This window comes from Corallococcus silvisoli (assembly GCF_009909145.1).
In the GTDB taxonomy this organism is placed as follows: domain Bacteria; phylum Myxococcota; class Myxococcia; order Myxococcales; family Myxococcaceae; genus Corallococcus; species Corallococcus silvisoli.
Map to the genome: position 1 here is coordinate 1,370,076 of NZ_JAAAPJ010000001.1, position 21,965 is coordinate 1,392,040.

11 protein-coding genes are annotated in these 21,965 nt (G+C 71.2%); 8 read left to right on the forward strand and 3 right to left on the reverse strand.

The genetic code is table 11. From position 1 onward, the window contains the following. Window position 1: 1 nt before the first annotated feature. Both GTY96_RS05510 and GTY96_RS05515 read right to left on the reverse strand, forming a co-directional pair. On the reverse strand, window positions 2–7,708 hold the full coding sequence (locus tag GTY96_RS05510; RefSeq protein WP_161664050.1) for a non-ribosomal peptide synthetase/type I polyketide synthase: 7,707 nt from the start codon (window positions 7,706–7,708) through the stop codon (window positions 2–4). A gap of 219 nt (window positions 7,709–7,927) precedes the next feature. Beyond that, window positions 7,928–8,362: a nuclear transport factor 2 family protein gene (locus GTY96_RS05515; RefSeq protein WP_161664051.1), complete on the reverse strand. Its 435-nt coding sequence runs from the start codon at window positions 8,360–8,362 to the stop codon at window positions 7,928–7,930. A gap of 216 nt (window positions 8,363–8,578) precedes the next feature. Here GTY96_RS05515 and GTY96_RS05520 point away from each other — a divergent pair, with 216 nt between their 5' ends. The 6 genes from GTY96_RS05520 to GTY96_RS05545 all read left to right on the forward strand — a co-directional run bounded on the left by GTY96_RS05520 (window position 8,579) and on the right by GTY96_RS05545 (window position 18,359). Next, window positions 8,579–9,271, forward strand: coding sequence for an SDR family oxidoreductase (locus GTY96_RS05520; protein WP_143898942.1), 693 nt, complete (start codon window positions 8,579–8,581; stop codon window positions 9,269–9,271). A gap of 215 nt (window positions 9,272–9,486) precedes the next feature. Next, window positions 9,487–10,104: a DUF6817 domain-containing protein gene (locus GTY96_RS05525; protein WP_161664052.1), complete on the forward strand. Its 618-nt coding sequence runs from the start codon at window positions 9,487–9,489 to the stop codon at window positions 10,102–10,104. A gap of 121 nt (window positions 10,105–10,225) precedes the next feature. After that, window positions 10,226–14,731, forward strand: a complete 4,506-nt coding sequence (locus GTY96_RS05530) for a non-ribosomal peptide synthetase (protein WP_161664053.1) — start codon at window positions 10,226–10,228, stop codon at window positions 14,729–14,731. A 25-nt stretch (window positions 14,732–14,756) separates the two neighbouring features. Beyond that, the gene (locus GTY96_RS05535; RefSeq protein WP_161664054.1) at window positions 14,757–15,863 is read left to right on the forward strand and encodes a TauD/TfdA family dioxygenase; all 1,107 of its coding nucleotides are present in this window, start codon (window positions 14,757–14,759) and stop codon (window positions 15,861–15,863) included. Next, complete coding sequence (locus GTY96_RS05540; protein WP_143898946.1) at window positions 15,863–17,173, forward strand: phenylacetate--CoA ligase family protein; 1,311 nt, start codon at window positions 15,863–15,865, stop codon at window positions 17,171–17,173. Before GTY96_RS05535 ends, GTY96_RS05540 begins: the two co-directional genes overlap by 1 nt. After that, window positions 17,154–18,359: an aminotransferase class V-fold PLP-dependent enzyme gene (locus GTY96_RS05545; protein ID WP_161664055.1), complete on the forward strand. Its 1,206-nt coding sequence runs from the start codon at window positions 17,154–17,156 to the stop codon at window positions 18,357–18,359. Before GTY96_RS05540 ends, GTY96_RS05545 begins: the two co-directional genes overlap by 20 nt. Window positions 18,360–18,644: 285 nt before the next feature. On the opposite strand, the gene GTY96_RS05550 is transcribed toward GTY96_RS05545, so the two are convergent. After that, complete coding sequence (locus GTY96_RS05550) at window positions 18,645–19,073, reverse strand: YciI family protein (protein WP_161664056.1); 429 nt, start codon at window positions 19,071–19,073, stop codon at window positions 18,645–18,647. 481 nt (window positions 19,074–19,554) lie between these two features. Between GTY96_RS05550 and GTY96_RS05555 the strand changes: the two genes are divergently transcribed. Further along, on the forward strand, window positions 19,555–20,094 hold the full coding sequence (locus GTY96_RS05555; protein ID WP_143898949.1) for a hypothetical protein: 540 nt from the start codon (window positions 19,555–19,557) through the stop codon (window positions 20,092–20,094). A gap of 424 nt (window positions 20,095–20,518) precedes the next feature. Next, window positions 20,519–21,613, forward strand: coding sequence for an ankyrin repeat domain-containing protein (locus GTY96_RS05560; protein ID WP_161664057.1), 1,095 nt, complete (start codon window positions 20,519–20,521; stop codon window positions 21,611–21,613). Window positions 21,614–21,965: the final 352 nt, after the last annotated feature.

The following is a 21,965-nucleotide window of genomic DNA, read 5'->3' on the forward strand; positions in this document are numbered from 1 at the left end:
GTCAGCTCGTGGGGGGGATGCGGGTGGCCTGGCGGCGAACGGACTTGAGTCCCTGGACGAGCAGCTTGCGCTGCTCCTGCTCCTCGGCGTCCTTCAGTCGCCGCTCCTGTTCGTCGAGCGCGTCCACCAGCGTGCGCAGGGGTGTCTCGGGCGCCTCGGCCACGCGGCGCAGGAGGTGCTCGAAGAGCGCCACCATCCGGGCGATGGTGACGGGCTTGAACAGGTGCGTCCGGTAGTCGATGGCGCAGTGGAGGCCGTCCTCGCCCTCCAGGATGCCCAGCTTCAGGTCATGGACCGCCGTGAGGTAGTGCGTCTCCAGCGGGGTGATGACGGCCTCGCCCAGCGCCAGCTCGGGCATCGGGACGTTCTGGAGGACGAACCAGACCCGGAACAGCGGCGCGCCGCCCGGGTTCCTGCCCGTCGCCCGAAGCTCCTCGACGAGCTTGTCATACGGCAGGGCCTGGTGCTCATGGGCGCCCAATACCGCCTCCCGCACGCGCCCGAGCACCTCCCGGAACGAGGGGTCTCCCGAGAAGCGCGTGCGCATGACCAGCGTGTTCACGAAGAACCCCATCACCCCCGAGACCTCGGGCCGCTCGCGGTTGGCGATGGGCGTCCCGACGAGGATGTCCTCCTGACCGGAGGAGCGGCACAGCAGCGTCTGCCATGCCGCGAGCAGGCCCATGAAGAGCGTCACTCCCTGGCGCTGGCACAGCGCCTTGAGCGCCACCAGGAGCGCGGCGGGCACCTTGAAGGGATGCCGGGCACCGTTGTCGCTCCGCGCCACGGCGTGCGGCGTGTCCACGGGCAGTTGAAGCACGGGCAGGGGACCCTGGAGCTGGTCCTTCCAGTAGACGAGGTGCTCCTGGAACGAGCCGTCCCGCAGCCCCTCCCGCTCCCACTCCGCGAAGTCCGCGTACCGCAGCGGCAGCGGCTCCAGGGGGGAAGGCGCGCCTCGGGTGAACGCCCCGTACAGCACGGTCAGCTCGTGGATGAGCAGCGCGATGGACCAGGCATCGCTGACGATGTGGTGCAGCGTGACCACCAGCACCTGCTCCGCCTCGTCAAGGCGCAGGAGCCTCGCCCGCAGCAGCGGTCCCCGGGCCAGGTCGAAGGGGGTGGCCGCCTCGTCCGCGAGGAGCCGCCGCAGCTCTTCCTGCCGTGCCTCCCGCGGGGACTGGCGCAGGTCGGTCCGCGCCAGCTCCAGCGTCTGGTGGGGCGCGATGACCTGCGCCGGCTCCCCGTCCGCCTCCGTGAACGTCGTCCGCAGCACCTCATGGCGGCGGACGAGCTCGTTGAAGCCCCGCTCGAGCGCCGCGGCATCGACCGCCCCGGTGAGGCGCACGGCCTCCTGGACGTTGTAGGTGCAGCCGCCGGGCTCGAGCCGGTCATGGAACCACAGGCGCTGCTGCCCGGAGGACAGGGGGACGCGCCCGGTGCGCGGCGCGGGGCGGATGGGCCGCGCCAGCGCCCCTCGCGCTTCCGGGTGGGCCTGCTCGAGGTGCCGGGCCAGCCCCCCGAGCGTCGGCGTCTCGAAGACGGTGCGCAGCGGCAGCTCCACCTGGAAGCCCGCGCGCAGCCGGGACAGCAGCTTCGTCGCCAGCAGCGAGTCGCCGCCCTGTTCGAAGAAGTGGTCCTCGAGGGCCGCCCGCTCGACGCCCAGCACCTCCGTCCAGAGCTTCGCCAGCCGGACCTCCACGGGCGTGCGGGGGGCGGTGGAGAGGGCCGCCCTGGCGGACAGGTCCGGCGCGGGCAGGGCGCGCCGGTCGACCTTCCCGTTGGACGTCAGCGGCAGCGCGTCCAGCAGGACGAACACCGGCGGCACCATGTACTCGGCCAGCTTCGCCGCCAGGAACCGCCGCAGCTCCTCGGCGGAGGGCACCGCCGCCCCCGGGTGGGGCACCACGTAGGCCACCAGCCGCTTGTTGCCATGGCGGGCTCCCGCGGCCACCACGACGGCCGAGGCCACCGCCTCGTGCCGCGCCAGGGCTCCTTCAACCTCTCCCAGCTCGATGCGGTGGCCCTGCACCTTGACCTGGAAGTCCTCGCGCCCGAGGAACTCGATGTTGCCGTCCGGCAGGAGCCTCCCCAGGTCTCCGGTCCGGTACAGCCGCTCCCCGGTGTCCGGATGGTGGATGAACCGGGCCTGGGTGTCCGCCTCGTTGCGCCAGTAGCCCAGCGCGAGGCCGACGCCGCCGATGAACAGCTCGCCCGGGACCCACACGGGGCGGGGCGCGAGGTTCGCGTCCAGCACGTGGAAGCGCTGGTTCGCCAGGGGCTTTCCGTACGGAATGCTCGTCCAGGAAGGGTCCACGGCGTCGATGGGGTACCCGATGGACCAGATCGACGCCTCGGTGGCGCCCCCCAGGCTGATCAGCCTGACGCGCGCGGCTTGCGCCCGGACCCGCGCGGGCAGGCCGACGGGAATCCAGTCTCCGCTCAGCATCGCGAGCCGCAGCGCGCCGAAGGGCGACGGGCCTCCGCCCTCCGCGTGCTGCACCAGCAGCTCCAGGAGCGCCGGCACCGAGTTCCAGACGGTGACGTGGTGGGCCGTCATCAGCCCGGCCCAGTGCGCCGGGTCGCGGGCGGCCTCGGCGTCGGGCATGACGAGCGTCGCGCCGGCGCCCAGCGCGCCGAAGAGGTCGTAGACCGAGAGGTCGAAGCTCAGCGACGACAGCGCCAGCACCCGATCCGCCGGCCCCACGCCGAAGCGGTGGTTGATGTCGGTGACGGTGTTGAGGGCGCCGCGGTGGTCGATCATGACGCCCTTGGGCAGCCCGGTCGTGCCCGACGTGTAGATGACGTACGCCAGCTCCCCGGGCTCCTGGAGCGGCTCCAGGGGCCCGTCATCGGAGGCTCCAGGCTCCGCGTCGCTCACGTGGAGGCGCGTCACGAAGCCGGGCCAGGACAGCCGCTCGTCCACCCAGGGCTGGGTCAGCACGACGCAGGCCCGCGCATGCTCCAGCAGGGCCTCCAGCCGCTCGCGGGGGAGCGACGGGTCGATGGGCACGTACGCGGCGCCCGCCCGCAGGACGCCCAGCGCCGCGGCCACCTGCTCCCAGCCCTTCTCCATCACGATGGCGACGAGGGCGCCACGGCACGGCGCCGTGCGCCGGAGCTGGTGGGCGACCCGTCCGGCATGCAGGGCGAGCTCCCCGTACGTCAGCGTCCGGGATGCGGTCAGCACCGCCGGGTGCGACGGCCGCCGTTCCGCCTGCTCGAAGAACGCGGAATGCAGCAGCCCGGCCGGTATGGGCGCGGCGGTCGCGTTGGCGGCCTCCCGCGTCGAGCCCTGGGCCGTGGGGAGCAGCCGGGGGGCGCGGCGCGTCTCGCGCCAGGACTCCTCGTCATTCGCCAGGGCATCGAGGAGCCGGCGGTACGCGTCGAACATCTCCTGGAGGAGGTCCGCCGGGAACAGCTCCTCGACCGCGTCCCAGTTGAAGGTCAGGCCTCCGGCCCTCTCCGCGACCTGATGGTCGAGCCACACCTGCGGCGTCTGCGAGATGCCGAAGACCTCCTCGCCGAAGGTCGCGCGGGCCTCCGCGGAGACGTCCTGCGCGCCCGGCATGATGAGGCTCGTGAAGACCACGGGCATGACCGCGCGGGAGGGCTCGCTCCGGGCCAGCTCCCGCATGACGCTCACGCCGCTGAAGTGCCGGTGCTCCAGGTCGCTCCAGAGCTGCTGCTGGAGTCGCCGCGCCAGCGCCTCGAAGGGCTCACGGCCCGGGGGGGGCACCTCCAGCAGGATGACCGAGGTGAAGTCCCCGGAGATGTCATTCACCTGGGGGTGGACGGGGGGCCGGTTGAACACCGGCAGGTTGATGCAGAAGTGGGGGCTCTTGCTCCACAGGGCCAGGACCTCGGCGTAGGCGGCGCACAGCACCATGGAGGGCGTCAGCCCCGCCTGGGCCGCGCGGGACTTCAGCCGCGTCCACACCGCCGGGGCCAGCGCGCCGCTCCGCCGGGTGAACCGGGGGCGCGCGATGGCGCCGGGGGGCCGGGCCAGGGGCAGGGCGGGCGCGGCCGGCAGGGTCGGCAGGCGCTTCAGCCAGTACTCGCGCGAGCGCCGGTAGCTGTCGGAGTCGCGGAACGCGGCCTCGGCCAGGACATGGTCGCGGAACGTGAGCTCGAGCGGCGGGAGCGCGGCCTCGGGCTCGCGGTACAGCCGCAGCAGGTCCCGGGAGTAGAGGACCAGGCTCCAGGCATCCGCGAAGAGGATGTCCACGCTGATGTGGAGGCGGACCCGGCCCCCGTCCAGGAGCGTCGCGCGCACCTCGAACAGCGGCCAGCGGTCCGAGGGCAGCACCTGGTGGGACATCCGCTGGCGGAGCTCCTCCAGCCGCGCCTCCACGGTCCGCGGCGCCTGCCCGCGCAGGTCCAGGACCTCGACCGGGTAGGGCGGCACGCGCTCCAGGACGCGCTGCTGCCCCTCGGAGGTGGTCACCGCCCGCAGCATGGGGTGGCGGTCAATCAACCGCCGCAGCGCGGCCTCGAGCCGCGGCACCTCGAGGCGGTCCCCCTCCAGCTCCTGGTAGACGTGGGACGCGACCTCGCCGAGGTCGAGGACGCCGCCACGGCCAATCCAATACGCCTGCTGGATGTCCGTCAGCGGGAAGGGCTCGTGGCAGCTCTCCGGTGCCGGGAGCACGGAGGGCAGCCCTGACAGCGGCTCCAGGTCGGCCGGCGCGCCGGGCTCCTGCCCCGCGGGCGCGGCGCTGACGGCCTCCGCGAGTTGGGCGAGGGTCGGGTGCCGCAGCAGTTGCTGGGGATGCAGCCGCAACCCGCTCCGGTTCGCGAGGGCGCAGAGCTGGAGGCTGACCAGCGAGTCCCCCCCCAGCGCGAAGAAGCTCTCATGGATGCCAATGCCCTCGACCCCGAGCGCCTCCTGCCAGAGCGAGGCGAGCCGCTGCTCCAGGGGAGTCCTGGGCGGGTCGGCGGGGACGGAGGCGCGGCCCCGGGACGGCCCTTCACTCCCGGGCGGGTCCGCGCGCACGGGCGCTGCTTCATGCCCCGGCGCCGGCTCGCGGGCCCCGGCGGCGCGCGGTGGCGGCCGAGGCTCGACCCAGTAGCGCTGGCGCTCGAACGGGTAGGTCGGCAGCGGGATGCGCCGGCCCCGCGGGGGGACGGGCAGCTCGAGTCCGGCGCCCAGGCACCACAGCCGCCCGGCGGTGTGCAGCATGTGCTGGAGCTCGTCCTGGGCGGCCTTGGGGTGCGGCAGCGAGGCGAGCGCCACGCACCGCTCCCGGGCCTCCACCTGCCGCCGGACCGAGGACGTCAGCGTCTGTCCCGGGCCCACCTCCAGCAGGACCCGGCCCCCGTCCTTCAGCAGCTCGGCGACCCCGTCGGAGAACCGCACCGTCCGCCGCAGATGGGCCGCCCAGTAGTCCGGGCTCGTGGCCTCGGCCGGGGTGATCCAGGTGCCGGTGACGTTCGAGAGGTAGGGGATGCGCGGCGGCCGCAGGGGCACCTGCTTCACCCGCGCGGTGAAGGCCTCCAGCGCCGGCTCCACCAGGTGCGAATGGAAGGCATGCGACGTCTGGAGCCGCTGGCAGCAGAGGCCTTGCGCGCCGAGCTGCCGCTCCAGCCGCTCCACCGCCTCCGTGGGGCCGGAGACCACGCACAGGGCGCTCCGGTTCACCGCCGCGAGCGACAGGTCGTCTCCCAGCAGCTCCCGTGTCCGCTCCTCGGGCAGGGGCACCGCCAGCATCGCCCCGCGCGGCAGCTGCTGCATCAGCCGCCCCCGGGCCGCGACGAGCGCCAGGGCGTCCTCGAGGGACAGGACCTCCGCGAGACAGGCCGCCACGTACTCGCCGATGCTGTGGCCGAGCATGGCCTGGGGCCGGACTCCCCACGCCATCCAGAGGCGGGCCAGCGCGTGCTCGACCACGAACAGCGCGGGCTGAGAGAGCCACGTCTGGTCCAGCGGCGCGCCGACGGCCTGTCCCTCGCGGGGATACAGCACCTCGCGCAGGTCCAGGCCGAGGTGCGGCCCGAGCAGCTCCGCGCAGTGGCGCACGTGCTTGTGGAAGACGGGCTCGTCCCGGTAGAGGCCCGCCATCATCTGGACGGACTGCGTGCCTTGACCCGGGAACAGGAAGGCAACGGAGGGGGGCTCGGGCTCGCACTCGCCGGTGGCGACCCGGACCGCGTCGCCTGACTCCAGCGCCTGGAGCGCCTCGTCCACGCTGGCGCAGGGCAGGGCCATGCGGTGATGGAACGGCCTGCGCCCCACCTGGAGCGTGTACGCGACATCCGCGAGCGAGTCCTCCGGGTGCCGCCTCAGGTGCCGCGCCAGGTTCGCCGCGGCGGCCTGGAGCGCGGAGCCCGTCCGGGCCGACAGCCGCAGGAGCTGGGGGCGCCGCGAGGCCTCCGTCGCCGGGGCGGCGGGCGCCTCCTCGAGCACCACGTGCGCGTTCGTGCCCCCGATGCCGAAGGAGCTCACCCCGGCCCGCCGCGGCGTGGCCCCCGTCTCCCAGGGCGACAGGGCGGTGTTGACCCGGAAGGGGCTGCTGTCGAAGTCGATGGCGGGGTTGGCGCGCGTGAAGTGCAGGCTCGGCGGCAGCTGGCGGTGCCGCAGCGCGAGCACCACCTTGATGAGCCCGGTGACGCCGGCCGCCGCGTCCAGGTGGCCGACGTTGGCCTTCACGGAGCCGAGGGCGCAGAAGTTCCGGGCCTGGGTCTGCGTGCGGAAGGCCCGGGTGAGCGCGGCCAGCTCGATGGGGTCGCCCAGCGCCGTGGCCGTCCCATGGGCCTCGACGTAGGTGAGGGTCTCCGCGTCGACCTCCGCCGCGACATGGGCGGCGCGGATGACCCGGGCCTGCCCCTCCACGCTGGGGGCCGTGAAGCCGAGCTTCGAGGCGCCATCGTTGTTGATGGCCGAGCCCTTGATGATGGCCAGGACGGTGTCCCGGTCCTCCAGCGCATCCCCGAGCCTCTTGAGCACCACCACGCCGGCGCCGTTGCCCTTGACCGTCCCGCGCGCCTGCGCGTCGAACGGCCTGCAGTGGCCGTCGGGCGAGGCCACGCCGCCCTCCTGATACAGGTAGCCCGCCTTCTGGGGAACGCTGACCGACACGCCGCCAGCCAGGGCCAGGTCACACTCGCCATTGAGCAGCGCGCGACACGCCGTATGCACGGCGACGAGCGACGAGGAGCAGGCCGACTGGACCGTCACGCTCGGGCCCTTGAGGTTGAGCTTGTAGGAGATCCGGCTCGCCAGGTAGTCCTTGTCGTTGCCGAGCACCACCTGCATGGCGCCGACGGACCTCAGGAACTCCCAGTTCGCGGAGACGTTGTTCAGCAGGTAGGTGTTGGCACCGGCGCTGACGTAGACGCCCACGTCCCCTGCGAAGGACTCCGGGCTGTGGCCGCTGCTCTCCAGGGCCTCGTGGGCGCACTCCAGCAGGATGCGGTGCTGCGGGTCGGTGACCTGGGCCTCCTTGGGGGGCATGCCGAAGAAGGCCGCGTCGAAGGACTCCACGCCCGCGAGCACCCCGCCCGCCTTGACGTGGCGCGGGTCCCCGGGCGCGATGGGCTCCAGGGCCGAGGACTCGAGCTCCTCATCGGTGAAGCGGGAGATGGACTCGAGCCCGTCCTGAAGGTTTCGCCAGAACGTCTCGGGGTCCTGCGCGCCTGGAAACCGGCCCGCCATCCCCACGACCGCGACCTCAAAGCCAGTCCATGGCTGCGAATCCTTCGCGTGACCCATTCGTACATCCTGTCCTTCAAGACCCGGCATCGGCCTTCAGGGAAAGGGCGGACCGCACGGGCCCCCTTCCGCAGAGAGAGGCAGGCGGGGGACCTTCAGGTCTCCACGCACCTGCTCCGGGGGCGCCGCCCCCTCGCGCCTCGGAGCCAGGCTCCTGCGCGCGAGGGGTGTTGGTGCATCGCGAAGGCATGCCACGAAGCCCAACGACGACCGGGGTGATCAGCAGGGGTTGACGGCCCACAGCACCAGCGTCCAGCGATCCTGGTTCAGGGCATAGACCGCCTTGTACGAGAAGGTGCTCTCGAAAGGCTTGCCGCTGATGAAGGCCTTCACGGTCCGCTTGCCCGTGACGACGGCCGAAGTGTTGGTCGTGAACTTCACGCTCTCCACCTCGCTGCGGATGGCCTCGTAATAGAGGTTGCCTTCCTTCAGGCCCCGGATGAGCTCGTCGCGCGACTTGAACTGGAAGTCACCGCCAGCGGAGCTGAAATCAGCGGAGAACTCCTGCGCCACCGCATCCACGTCGCCCTTCACCAGGGCCTCGGTCGAGCGGGTCTGCGCCTTCAGGACATCGGCCTCCGACAGCACGACCTCATGAGCGCTCGCCGTCAGGCTCAGGGACAGCATGGCAAGGGCAATGATTCCCTTTCGCATCAGTTTGGACCTCCTTTTGGAACAGGTGGAAAGTTGAGTATTCACCTTGTTTTTCCATGAGACAAGGTCTTTACGGGTTTTGGCCTCACATCTGCAGGCTAACGCACCGCAACACTGGGAGTGCGTGTGCGGACCCGGGGCCTGGTGTCGTGGCGGGGCCGCCATGCGGCCAGGAAGGGTGCTTCACCTCCAGAAGCCGTGCATGCTGCCCGACCCATGAGGATCGTCATCACTGGGGCCAACCGTGGCATGGGGCTTGAGCTCGCGCGCCAGTATCTCGCCCGGGGCGACTCCGTTCACGCGGGAGTCCGGGAGCCGGAGCGCGCCGCCGAGCTCGCGGCCCTCGCGGAGTCGTCCGGCGGCCGGCTGCGGATTCACCCTTGTGACGTGGCGCTGGACGCCAGCGTCCGCGCGTTCGCGTCCGCGGTGGCCGAGCCCGTGGACCTGCTCATCAACAACGCGGGCATCCGCAACAGGGTGCGGGCGGATGGCATCGAGGAGCTGGACCTGGATGACGCGGCCCGGGTCTTCCAGGTGAACGCGCTCGGAGCGCTCCGGGTGACCGGCGCGCTGCTGCCGCTGCTGCGCCGAGGCCAGGGCGCCAGGGTGGTCAGCGTCAGCTCGGGGCTGAGCTCCATTGGCGACAACACGTCGGGCGGCGCCTATGGCTACCGCATGTCCAAGGCCGCGTTGAACATGGCCGCGCGCTCGATGGCCCATGACCTGAAGGGCGACGGAATCATCTCCGTGGTGCTCAGCCCGGGTTGGGTGCGGACCGACATGGGCGGCGCGAGCGCGCCGACGCCGGTGGCGGAGTCGGTCGCGGGGCTCATCGGCATCATCGACCGGCTCGCCCCGGGGGACAGCGGGAGCTTCATGGACTTCCGCGGTGAGCGCATCGGCTGGTGAAACCCCGCCTCCTGCCCACGGCGCTGAAGACGTATGTATTTATTCACTGCGGGAGGAGAAGGTTTGGGCGGGGGTGGTGTCCTTGACGCGCGCGGCCTCATCAGTCAACTTCCCGACTAAGCAGGCTGTCCAGCTCCCTCGACTTCACGCTTGCTTCAAGAGGAGGCGAGGGGGGCCGGTGGCTGATGCATCGCGCCATGTGAAGGAAGGGACCCATGCCACATGACCTCGAAGTGCTGAAGGAGTCCCTGGTCGGGCTGGGAACCACCAAGGTCGCCCATCTGGACGGGACGCTGCTGGCGCACATGGTGAATGTCTACAGGGGCCTGGAGCGTTTCGGGTGCCCGGAGCACGTGATGCTGGCGGGGCTGTTTCACGGCGTCTACGGCACGCATGCCTTGCAGGCCACCGGTGTGTTCGAGCTCCAGGCGGGCCAGCGTGAGCATGTGCGTGCGCTCGTCGGCGCCCCCGCGGAGCGGCTTGTCTACAACTTCTGCGTGATGACCTACGAGTCGCTCGGCAGGAGCATGCGCAACGTGCTGCGGAAGGGCGGCCGGCCCGAGCTCCAGGACCGGTGCACGGGCGCGCTGGCGGACGTCACCCTGGAGGACTTCCGTGAGCTGCTCTGGGTGAAGCTCGCCGACCTGCTGGCGCACATCCCGCAGCTCCCGCCCGAGACCCTCGACATGGTGGTCGCGGACTACGGCCCCTTCTGGCAGCTCGTCGCCGAGTACCTCGGACCCGCGGCGGTCAGCGGCTGGAACGACGTCCTCGGAGATGTCCTGAGAATCCAGCCGCGAAGGCGTCTGGCGTCCGGAGCCGGTCCGCACTGACCGGACGGCGAGGACCTCGCCACTTCCCATCCGCTACGCACCGAGCGGTGCGGCGGTGAGTCTGGTGGAGAGCCTTCCACCTTGCGTCTCTGCCCTGTCGCGACTTCCCGTGGACTCTCCGATGCAAGACCCGGCTCTCGAAGGTTTTAGGCTGTCTCCGCAGCAGGAACGCCTCTGGGGGCTGCAGCGGGACGGCACCGCCTATCGGACGCAGTGCGCGGCCGTCATCGACGGGGAGCTGCACCGGGACACCCTGCTCGCGGCGCTTCAGCACCTGGTGGACCAGCATGAGATCCTCAGGACGTCCTTCCGCTCGCTCGCCGGGGGAGACGTCGTGCTGCAGGTGATTTCCCCCAGCGCCACCCCCTGTCTCCAGGAGCAGGACCTGGGCGCGCTGGACCCTGCGCGGCAGGAGGCGCAGGTCGAGCGGTGCTACCAGGAGGAGTGGGGGCGGCCCTTCGAACTGGAGCAGGGCGTGAAGCTGCGCGCCACGCTGCTGCGGCTGGCGGCCGGGCGGCATGTGCTCGTGCTCGGCGCGCCGGCGGTGTGCCTGGATGCCGGGTCCATGGAGCGGCTCCTGGAGGAGCTGGCGCGGGTCTACGCAGCGCTGCGGCGGGGCCCGGCTCCGGCCCAGGACGAGGTGGTGCAGTACGCCGACTTCGCCCAGTGGCAGAACGACCTGGAGGAGACGGACGCGGGCCGGGAGGGGAAGGCGTACTGGGACGCGCAGGTGGGGCGGGCCGAGGCGGTGCCGCGGCTCGCCTTCGAGCTCGACTCGAAGGCCCACCCCCTGGCGGTCCGGGCGCTGACGCTCGATGGAGAGACGCTCGCGGGGCTCGAGGCGCTGTCCCGGCGCGAGGACATCCCCACGTCGTCGGTCGTGCTGGCCTGCTGGCAGGTCGTGCTCTGGCGCATGGCGGGACAGCCGGATCCGCTCGTCATCGAGGTGCGCTCGGATGGACGGAAGTACGAGCACCTGCACTCCGCGCTGGGGGCCTTCTGCCAGTACGCCCCCCTCCGGATGGGGCTCGACGCAGGGGCCGCGTTGGCGGACGTGGCGAGGCAGGCCGGCGCCGCGCTCCGCGAGGCACACCGCTGGCAGGAGTTTCTTCCCGCGACGCTCCGGGCGAAGCAGGACGAAGGGCTTGGCGCGCGGCGGATCGGCTTCTCCCACCAGGACTGGCCGGCGGCATGGCGGGCGGAGGGCGTCACCTTCGAGGTCGGCCGGCTCGACAGTCGCAGCGAGCGGCTGAAGCTGGAGCTGGTCTGCGTCCGGCGGGGAGACGGGCCTCGGCTCGAACTGCGCCATGACCCCACGGTCTACTCCGCGCGGAGCATCGACCAATTGCAGGACGCGCTGGAGGCCCTCGTTGGAGCCGTGGCGCGGGAGTCGCGCGACCCGGTCGGGGCGCTGCCCATCCAGGGCGCGAAGGCGCGCCAGCTCATGCTCGAGCAGTGGAAGGCGCCCGCCAGTGGCGGGCCGCCGTCCCGGTGCATCCATGCGCTGTTCGAGGCCCAGGCGGAGCGCACGCCCGAGGCCCCCGCGGTGACGTACGAGCAGGTCCAGCTCACGTACCGGCAGCTGAACGCGCGCGCCAACCAGCTGGCCCGGCACCTGCGGGGCCTGGGGGTGGGGCCGGATGCCGTGGTGGGTGTCCGGGTGGAGCGCTCGGAGCGGATGATTGTCGCGCTGCTCGGCATCCTCAAGGCCGGTGGCGCGTGGCTGCCCATCGAACCCTCGCTCCCGGAGGCGCGGCTCGGCCACCTGCTCCAGGAGGCCGCGGCGCGCGTGCTGGTGACGGAGCGGGACCTGGCGGGCGCGGCGGGGGCGAAGGCCGCCGTCGTGTGCCTGGACTCCGACGAGGAGGTCCTCTCGCGCCAGGGCGTGGAGAACGTGGGCGGCGGAGCCGGCGCGAGCAACCTCGCGTATGTCATCTTCACGTCGGGGTCCACGGGGCTGCCCAAGGGCGTCGCCGTGGAGCACCGGCAGCTGGCGGGCTACGTGCAATCGGCCATCGAGAGGCTCGCGCTGGCGGAGCTCACCCGCTTCGCCACCGTCTCCACGTTCGGTGCCGACCTGGGGCATACCGCCATCTTCCCGGCGCTGTGCACGGGGGGGCACCTGCATGTGATTTCCCAGGAGCGTGCCTCGGACGCGGACGCGCTGGCCGACTACTTCGCGCGCCACCCGTGCGAGCTGCTGAAGATCGTCCCGTCCCATCTGGCGGCCCTGGTCGCGTCCACCGCGCAGCCGGAGCGCATCATGCCGCGCGAGCGGCTGGTGCTCGGCGGCGAGGCGCTGACCTGGGGCACGCTGCGGGTGTTCCAGTCGCACGCTCCTGGCTGCCGCATCTTCAACCACTACGGCCCCACGGAGACCACCGTGGGCGTCGTCGCCGGGGAGACGCAGGCGCATGCCCAGCCGGGCCCTGCCGCGACGGTTCCGCTCGGCACGCCGCTCGCGCAGGCGGGGCTCTACCTGCTGGACCCGGGGGGCCAGCCCGTGCCCGGCGGGGTGCCGGGCGAGGTGTACATCGGCGGCGCCACGGTGGCGCGTGGGTACATCCATCGTCCCGGGCTCACCGCCGAGCGGTTCGTCCCGGATCCGTTCTCCGGGACTCCTGGTGCGCGCCTCTACCGGACGGGGGACCGCGCTCGGGCCCTGCCCGATGGCGCCATCGAGTTCCTGGGACGGGTGGACCGGCAGGTGAAGCTGCGCGGGTTCCGGGTGGAGCTGGGCGAGGTCGAGGCGGTGCTCCGCGGACATGCCACCGTCAAGCAGAGCGTGGTGGTCGTGGGAGGTGAGGCGGGCTACCAGCGGCTGGATGCCTACGTGGTGGGCGACGCCCTCCGGCCTCCGTCGGAGGACGAGCTGCACGAGTACGTGAAGGCCCGGCTCCCCGACTACATGGTGCCCGCCCACATCATCGTGCTCGACAGGATTCCCCTGACCCCCAATGGGAAGATCGACTCGCGCGCGCTGCCCGCGCCAGAGCACCTGCTGACGGAGGCGGGCACCGCCTCCCTGGCGCCGCGCACGGGGACCGAGGAGCTCCTGGCCGGAATCTTCATGGAGCTGCTGGGGCTCGACCGGGTCGGCATCCACGACGACTTCTTCGACATCGGCGGCCACTCGCTCCTGGCGACGCGGCTGCTGGCGCGCATGCGCGACGTGTTCCAGGCGGACCTGTCCCTGCGAGACGTCTTCGAGTCACCCACGGTGGCGGGCCTCGCGGGCATCGTCGAGTCGCTCTTGCGTGGCGAACCGGAGCCCACGTTCGAGCCCATCCCCGTGGCGCCGCGCGAGGGCGGGCTGCCGCTCTCGTTCGCCCAGGAGCGGATGTGGCACCAGGACCGGGTGGCGCCCAACAGCCCCAACACCACCGTCGACGTGCTGCTGTGGCTGACGGGGCCCCTCGACGCCGGCGTGCTCTCCCGGGCGCTCGAGGAGATCGTCCGGCGGCACGAGGCCCTGCGGACCACGTTCACGCGGAGGGGGGAGCAGCCGGTGCAGGAGATCTCCGGGGCCGGGCCGGTGTGCGTGACGGCCGAGGACCTGGGAGCGCCAGCGGGCGCGTGGGAAGAGGCAGGGCGGCGGGTGGCGCAGCTGGCGCAAGGCGCCTTCGACGTCCGGGAGGGCCCGCTGTTCCGGGCCCGGCTGTTCCGGGTACGCCCCGAGGAGCACGGGGTGCTGCTGAGCATGCACCACCTCGTCTCGGATGGCTTCACCCGGGGCGTGCTCATCCGCGAACTCGCCGCGCTGTATGACACCTTCAGCGCCGGGCGGCCCTCCCCGCTGGAGCCGCTGGCGATCCAGTACACGGACTTCGCCGTCTGGCAGCGGGGCCTCCTGCGAGGAGCGTCCTGGGAGCGGCACCGGGACTACTGGACGAAGCAGCTGGCGGGAGCGCCCGCGCGGCTCGCGCTCCCAACGGCCTCCACGTCCCGGAGCGGAGGGCCCCGCCGCATGGCGGTCCACCCCTTCACGGTGCCGGAGGAGGCCGCCGCCAGGCTCCGGGAGCTGAGCCGGCGGCAGGGGGTGACCCTCTACATGGTGCTGCTCGCCGCGTGGCAGACGCTGCTCTCGCGGCTCACGGGGCAGGAGGACATCGTGGTCGCCTCGCCGATGGCGGGGCGGAGCCGGAGCGAGACCCAGGCGCTCGCCGGGCTCTTCGTGCACACGCAGCTGATGCGCACGGACCTGTCCGGGGACCCGCCGTTCCAGGAGCTCCTCGTGCGGGTCCGCGAGGGGGTGCTGGGGGCAGGCGCGCACCAGGACCTGCCGCTCGCGACGCTGGCTGGAGACCTGGAGCCGGGCGCCGCGCCGGGCTCCTGGCCCAGCGCGCAGGTGCTGCTCGTGGTGGAGAACGCGCTGCGGGAGCAGCCGAGGTTCGGGCCGCTGGTGCTGGAGCGGGTGCAGCGGCTGGGCGAGGACCGGAGCGAGGCCGCCAGCCACGAGCTCGCCCTACGGGTGGGGGTCACCACCGGCGTCCTGGAGGCAGGGCTCGAGTACAACACGGCGCTCTTCGAGCCCGCGGCGATGGAGGAGCTGGCCCGGCGCTGGCTGCGCCTGCTCGAGCGGATTGGCGAGGATGTCCAGCAGCGGCTGTCCGCACTGGCGTCGTGAACGGCGCGGCCTGGGAGAGTCCAGCATGAGTGAGTCGGGTTCAGACCATCCCAAGGCGCCGCCCTTCCCTGGGCCGGGGCCGCGCCGCAAGCCGGTGAAGCTCTCGGAGGAGTCGCTGGTCCGCGGCGGCCTCCTGCTGCCGGACCGGTCGCTGCCCTTCGCCGTGCAGCCCACCCTCCCGGGGATGCGCCTGCTGACCTATGCCACCGGCCACCGCGAGCTGCTGGACCCGGCGCTGGCCCGGCACGGCGCGGTGCTCTTCCGGGGGTTCAGCGGCCTGACCCCCGCCGGGTTCGAGCAGCTCATCGGGGAGCTCTCGGGAGCGCTGCTCGAGTACACGCACCGTTCGACTCCGCGCACCCGGGTCAGCGGGCGGATCTTCACCTCGACGGAGTACCCGCCGGAGCAGACCATCCCGCTGCACAACGAGCAGGCCTACGCCCGCGGCTGGCCGCAGCGCATCTACTTCTGCTGCATGCAGGCGCCGGCCCAGGCAGGTGAGACCCCGCTCGCCGACAGCCGCCGCGTGCTCGCGCGCATCAGCCCCGCGGTGCGGGAGCGGTTCCGTCGGACCGGGGTGATGTACGTGCGGAACTATGGGGAGCAGCTGGATCTCCCATGGCAGGAGGTGTTCCAGACGCACGACCGGCGTGAGGTCGAGGCCTACTGCCGTGCCATGGGCATCTCGGTGGAGTGGAGGGACGGCGGCCGGCTGCGGACCTCCCAGGTGGCGCAGGCCACGCTGACCCACCCGGTGACGGGGGAGGACGTCTGGTTCAACCAGGCGCACCTGTTCCACTTCTCCAGCCTGGAGCCGGCGGTGCGAGACGCGCTGCTGGCCGTGTTCGAGCCCGAGGAGCTTCCCCGGAACGCCTGCTATGGCGACGGGACGCCCATCGAGCCGCCGGTGCTCGAGGAGATCCGCGAGGCCTACCGCGCGGAGGAGGTGGTCTTCCCCTGGCAGGAGGGGGACGTGCTGATGGTGGACAACCTCCTGGTGGCGCACGGGCGCCGCCCGTTCACGGGACCCCGCAGGATCGTCGTGGGCATGTCCTCTCCCGGCGGCGCGGGTCCGGGGCCCGAGTCTCCTTCTTTCCAGGGCACCGCCGCGTGCCCGCCCACGAGGGACTGATGGCGGCTTCGACATTCGAGCGCGCTCGGCGCGAGATTCAGTACGCGTACGAGAAGGTCGCCTTCTTCCGCAAGCACATGGACGGGGCCGGGCTCGTCCCGGCGGACATCCGGGAGCCCGCGGACCTGCTGCGGCTGCCGCCGACGCAGAAGGTGGACTACCGCCGGAGCTTTCCCGTGGGCGTCATCGCGGCCGGGTACAACCTCCGGAGCCGTCACGTCCTGCGCTTCCAGAGCTCCGGCACGGAGGGGGAGCGGCTGGTCAGCGTCGTGTTCTCCTACGACCTCGCGCGCCGCCAGGCGACGTGCCTGGAGATCAACCCGCGGTTCGAGGCCCTCTGGAAGCCCGGGCTGCGCCTGCGCACGTGCCGCTACGCGGCGCCGAACTGCTCGGACGTCGAGTGCTCCAACCCGAACAGCGTGATGCGCGACCGCCTCCTGGCCGACGGCACGCTCGTGCTGCCCGTGTACCACGACCTGCTGACGACCCCGCCGGAGCTGGCGTCGAGGGCGCTCGACGAGATCGCCGAGTACGACCCCCACTTCCTGTTCGTGGACCCGACGCACTTCGCGTTCCTCATCCGGCAGCTGCGCAAGGCGGGCAGGGCGCCACACAAGACGCGCGGGTTCTGTATCAACTCCGGGTACACGCTCTGCACCCGGGTGGCGCGCCGGCAGATCCAGGAGTGCTTCGGGCCTGAGGTGCCGGTCGCGGACATGCTCGGCATGTCGGAGCTCGGCTACCTGGGCTTCGAGTGCCCGGAGGGCAAGCTGCACCTCAACGCGAGGGACTACCACGTCGAGTTCATTCGCGATGGGCGCCCGGCGGAGCCCGGCGAGCTGGCCGAGCTGGTGCTCACCACGCTCGAGGACAAGCTGTCGCCGCACATCCGGTACGCCACGGGCGACCTCTACCGCTTCAGCGCGGAGCGCTGCCCCTGCGGCAACCCGCTGCCCGTGGTCCTCGCGGAGGGGCGGGCGAAGAACATGCTCTGGCGCAAGGAGGGCACCGTGCTCACGCCGCGGGAGCTGGACGCGCTGGTCGGGGACGCGCCGTGGATGGACCTGTATCGCATGGAGCAGACGCACGAGGACGCGTTCTCCTTCCAGTTCCTGCGCAACGAGCGCGCGGACGCCGGGCTCGAGGCCGGGTTGGCCGAGCGGCTGAGGGACGCGCTGAAGACCCCTCACCTGAAGTTCGCCGCGACCCAATACCTGCCGTCGGACCGCGGAGGGAAGTTCATCTCGTGCGTGTCAGCGGTCGCCATGAACCACGTCCAGCGAGGCCCCAGTGGAAGCGCCTGCTTGTAGAGAAGACTTTCCCGCGCTCACCCGCCGGATCGACGGCCAGCGGATCACCTACCTCGACAACGCGGCGACGACGCTCAAACCTCGCGCGGTCATCGAGGCCATCACGCGCTTCTACACGGAGAACGGCTCCAACATTCACCGCGGCAAGCACTACCTCTCCGAGGAGGCTTCGGACCAGTACGAGGGGGTGCGCTCCAGGGTCGCCCAGTTCCTGGGGGCGTATGGAAACGAGGTTGTGTTCGTCAAGAACACGACCGAGGCCCTGAACCTGGTCGCGGGGGGGCTGGGCCTCTCGCGGGACGACGTGGTGGTGGGCAGCTTGGACTCGCACCACGCGCAGCTGCTGCCCTGGCGCCGCGTCGCGAACCTGAAGCTCGTCCAGGTGGACCGGGAGGGGCGCGTCGACCTGGAGCACTACCAGGAGCTGCTGCGGTCGCGGCCGAAGGTCGTCGCGCTCACGCACTGCTCCAACGTCACGGGCGCCATGGCGCCCATCGAGGCGATGGCCGCCGCGGCGAAGGAGGCCTGCGGCGCCGTGGTGGTGGTGGACGCCGCGCAGTCACTGCCTCACGTCCGGCTCGACGTGTCCCGGAGCGCGGTGGATTTCGTGGCGTTCTCGGGGCACAAGCTGCTGGGACCCACGGGGGTGGGGTGCCTGTTCGGGAGGCGCGAGGCGCTCGAGGGGCTGCGGCCGCTCATGGTGGGGGGCGGGATGGTGGACTGGGTGGACACGCAAGGCTCCCGTGAGCGGAAGATCCCGCATCGCTTCGAGGCAGGCACGCCGGCCATCGCCTCCGTGCTGGGGCTGGGGGCGGCGCTCGGCTATCTGGAGCAGCTGGGCGAGCAGCGCCAGCGCTCGCATGAACGAGCGTTGACGGAGGCCCTGCTCAGGTGCGCGCTGTCCCGGGACTACGTGGAGCTGTTGGGGCCGCGCACCGCCGAGGAGCGCTGCGCCATCGCGACGTTCCGGATCCGCGGGTGCGAGGACCTGTCGGACGTCGCGCGGTCACTCAGTGACTCATACGGCATCATGTGCAGGAGCGGGCACCTGTGCGCCCAGCCCATGGTGGATGCCGCCGCGAGCGGAGAGGTCCTGCGAGCCTCGGCCTACGTCTACAACACGCCGGAGGAGCTGGAGCGGTTGTTCCAGGCCCTCGACGAGCTGGTGGTGTTCCTGGCGCGGTAGGGGCCGGCGCGGCGCCGACCCGCGATTCACCGCCTACGTCCCGCGGACATGATTGCTACACACCCCTCGCATGTGGCTCGGCGGGGGAGTCACAATCATAGACCTGATACAGGGGGAGCCATTGGGGAGGCGGACGGCCTTCGCGGGAGCACCAGCCGCCTGGGTGCAGGCCGCGTCCGCGGCCTCTGTCCATTCCGGGTCCGCCGTGTCTTGGGCCATGGCGGCTCCGGACAAGAAGAGGAGCGAGAACGCCACGATTCGTGTTTTGACGTGTCAGACAGAGGTCTACGCCTTGCTGTGCGTTTCGCCGAGCCGCTTCGCTCGCTCCTCGGCCTCGCCCGGCACGTCGAACTCCGTCGGGTCGAACAGCGGCCGGAGCTCGACCTCCACCTCTTCGCCCTCTGGCACGAGGAGGTGGAACGGCGCGCGCCTGGCCCACTCGAGTGCCTCGGCGAACGTCTTGACCTCGATCAGGCTGTAGCCGGCGATCAGCTCCTTGGCTTCGACGAACGGGCCATCGATGACCCTGCATGTGGTCCTGCTGTACCGCACGCGCGCGCCGCGGCTCATCGGCGTGAGGCCGGCGAGGTCGAGCAGCACGCCGGCCTTCCGCAGCTCCTCATTGAAGTGATGCATCGCGACCAGCGCCTCTTGGGTGGGCTTCTGGGCCGCTTCGGCTTGCTGCGTCGCCTTCACCATCATCATGACCTTCATCGCGAGTCTCCTTGTTGGCGTATCCGATGCGACGACGAACAGCGCGCCGCCGGATCGACAGCCGCGATGCGGATTCTTTTCGTGGGCGAGGGACGGTGCGTCACACCCAGGTCGCTCCTCCGGGCGCCAAGGCCCACCGGACTTCCACGCGGGCAAACCAGGGGGCGAGGGCCTTCACTCTGGATGCGAGGCTTCGGGTTCCCGAACATGCATCGTTGGGCGGTGCCTTCGAAGAGATAGCCACGCACCCTTGACGCGGCTCGCTGCGCGGCGGTGCTCCTTCGCCGGGTCATCACGGCCCCCGTGGTGTCATCAATGAACGAGTGGATGAACGCAGATTGTCCACGAAGAGAATCGCATTGCTGTTACTTTCCCCGCGCTTCTTCGCGAGCCAAGGAGTTATTGCACGATGCGATTCTTCGAACGGGCTGTCTATCTTTGTGCCGCCGCTCTCCTCACTGCCTGCGGCGGGGGAGATGGGATGACCGGGCAGGACGACGCGCTGGCGCAGCAAGAGTCCGCGGTGTCCTCCGCGTCGCTTGACGGATGCATCTACAGCATCTCCGCCTATCCACAGTCGGGCGTGACGCCGACTGTCTATGATATCAAGCTCTTCCGCCAGCCCATCCCTTCGTGTGGGTATGGTTACGGCACCGTGACCCTGGGCACGTCCGTCATCTATGAGCCGACGCGGTCCGTGGCGGTGAACGCGCTGGGACTCGCCGCGAGCTACACGAAGAAGTCGAGCGTCAGTGGCAGCTCGCCCATCACCCTCAGCGTGCACCAGGTGGACCCGGCCACGCTGACCGTCATCCGGAGCAACAGCCTGGGCGTCTACCTGGGGGCGGGCAACATCGTGTCGGAGAACGTGGCGATCGCCGCGGACGGCACCACGGTGACCGTCTCGGGCTCGAAGACCGGCGTCATCTATGGAGAGAGCGGCAGCGGGAGCCACTACACCGCGACCTTCGTGGACTTCTTCACCAGCACCACGCCGCCGACCGTCGCGGCGTTCCCGTGAGGCTTCGCCTCGCACCTCGGTCCACATGAGGTTTGGGGGCGGGAGAAACCTCGTTCGAGGACTCCCGCCCCAAGGCTCACGGCCTGCTCCATCCATGGGCATCGTGAGAGGCTCCGGCGTCACGCCATCGGTCAGGCCCCGGTGCCGGATGCGGGCTCGCGGCTTGTGCTCTTCACGGCGCGGCGAGTGCCCCCGTTGCCTGCGCATCGGCATCCCGCGCGCGGGCGTCCAGCACTCCCTGTCCGTCCTTCATCACGAAGCGCACCGAGCGCGGCGCCCTTCCTGAAGCCGCGGACCCGGTCCCTCGGTGCCCAGCGGGTGGGGCTTCGACCTGCTGCGTCGCAGCGAACGCACTTCGGATGGGCGCACCCAGGGGAGCCATGGATACTTGCTCCTGAGTTCCACCTTCCCCCTGAGGACATGGATGTCGGCGACGTCGAACGGTGATGCGACCCAGGCCCTGCTCGCGCTGTGCGCGGACAGGAGCCGCTGGAACGAAGAGCTCCATGCGGAGACGGTGAAGGACCTGGTGGCGCGGGGCGCGGACGTGAACGCGCGCGACGCGTCCGGGATGACGCCCCTTCATGCCGCCGCGGAGTTCGGGACGGCTCCCGTGGCCCAGGTCCTGCTCGAACGAGGCGCGGACGTGAACGCCATCGATGGGCTCGGACGCACGCCGCTCGCCGCGGCGCGGCTCAAGCAGGAGGACCGCTGGGTCGTGTATAGCGGGCGCACCGCCGACTTCGACGCCGTCCTCCAGGCCCTGGAGGCCGCTGGAGGCAAGCCGCGCATCCCCTTTGAGCGAAGCGCCGACCCCTTCGCGCCCTTCCCCGTGGATGGCGACGCGCTGCTTCAGGCGCTGGAGGCACAGGGAAGAGCGCTCTCGTTCCGCCACACGCCCAGCTCGGCGCAGGAGGTCGCCGGGGGGCTGCACAGCCTTGGCGAGCCCAGCAAGGCGCTGGCGATGTTGAAGGTGCTGCGGGACACGCTCGGGATGGCGCCGCGAAAGGCGCACCTGAAGGGGGACCTCACGCTGGACCGAGCCTTCTTCCACCATGGCGACCTGGAGGTGGATGGACACCTGCGGATCCACGGGCCATTCGCGGTGACGGGCAGCGTCCTCGTGCACGGCGTGGTGTGGGACCGCGGCAGCGACTCGCTCGTGAACGTCCTGGGCGACGTGAAGTGCCACGCGCTCCATACGAGTGGTGAGCTCTCCATCGGAGGCATCCTCGAGGCGCGCGACGTGGTGCTCGGCTACTACAACGACCACATGCTGAAAGCGGCGCGCATCCGGGCCGCTGTCGTCATCGAGGATGACCACGCCTTCCTCTCCACCGTCGAATCTCCCCACCACTTCGACCTCGAGCGCTATCGCGACGGAGCGGGCGTGCACGAAGAGCTGCAGGCGCTCTTCGTCGACGAGGCCTTCGAGATGGACGACGAGGAAGAGCCCCGGCTCGACAGGCGCAAGCTCTTCGAGCGCATCAGTAAGGGCCTCCCCGTCTTCCGGAAGTGAGCCCTCTCGGAGCGTCCGGATGAATCGGGCGCTCCTGTCCGAGACGTTCGGTGCCCCAGGCCGCGATGGGATGCATGAGGCCGCGGCCGCCGCATGGGCGGATTGGAGCTCTTGCCGGGGCCCTGGTGGGGCAGGGCGGGGTCGCGCTCGGCTTGGCGCCCTCTTCGCTACCGGGCATCACCTCCGAGCGCCAGCGGCGCGCTCGTCGCGAGGGACGCGTCCCGTGGTCAGTCGTGGGTTGTCTTTTTTATGTGAATCATTGATGGAGGTTGCGGATGTCTATGTAATCGCGTCTGGCTCGTTTCATGTCGAGGATTCCCCTGCTCGCGCCCCTGGCCACCCTGAGCGCCGT

Excerpts from the sequence above, each read along its gene's own strand:
- GTY96_RS05560 (WP_161664057.1), top strand. The coding sequence starts at position 20,519 with ATGTCGGCGACGTCGAACGGTGATGCGACCCAGGCCCTGCTCGCGCTG.
- GTY96_RS05535 (WP_161664054.1), top strand. The coding sequence starts at position 14,757 with ATGAGTGAGTCGGGTTCAGACCATCCCAAGGCGCCGCCCTTCCCTGGG.
- GTY96_RS05510 (WP_161664050.1), bottom strand. The coding sequence starts at position 7,708 with ATGGGTCACGCGAAGGATTCGCAGCCATGGACTGGCTTTGAGGTCGCG.
- GTY96_RS05525 (WP_161664052.1), top strand. The coding sequence starts at position 9,487 with ATGCCACATGACCTCGAAGTGCTGAAGGAGTCCCTGGTCGGGCTGGGA.
- GTY96_RS05515 (WP_161664051.1), bottom strand. The coding sequence starts at position 8,362 with ATGCGAAAGGGAATCATTGCCCTTGCCATGCTGTCCCTGAGCCTGACG.
- GTY96_RS05520 (WP_143898942.1), top strand. The coding sequence starts at position 8,579 with ATGAGGATCGTCATCACTGGGGCCAACCGTGGCATGGGGCTTGAGCTC.
- GTY96_RS05550 (WP_161664056.1), bottom strand. The coding sequence starts at position 19,073 with ATGAAGGTCATGATGATGGTGAAGGCGACGCAGCAAGCCGAAGCGGCC.
- GTY96_RS05555 (WP_143898949.1), top strand. The coding sequence starts at position 19,555 with ATGACCGGGCAGGACGACGCGCTGGCGCAGCAAGAGTCCGCGGTGTCC.
- GTY96_RS05530 (WP_161664053.1), top strand. The coding sequence starts at position 10,226 with ATGCAAGACCCGGCTCTCGAAGGTTTTAGGCTGTCTCCGCAGCAGGAA.
- GTY96_RS05540 (WP_143898946.1), top strand. The coding sequence starts at position 15,863 with ATGGCGGCTTCGACATTCGAGCGCGCTCGGCGCGAGATTCAGTACGCG.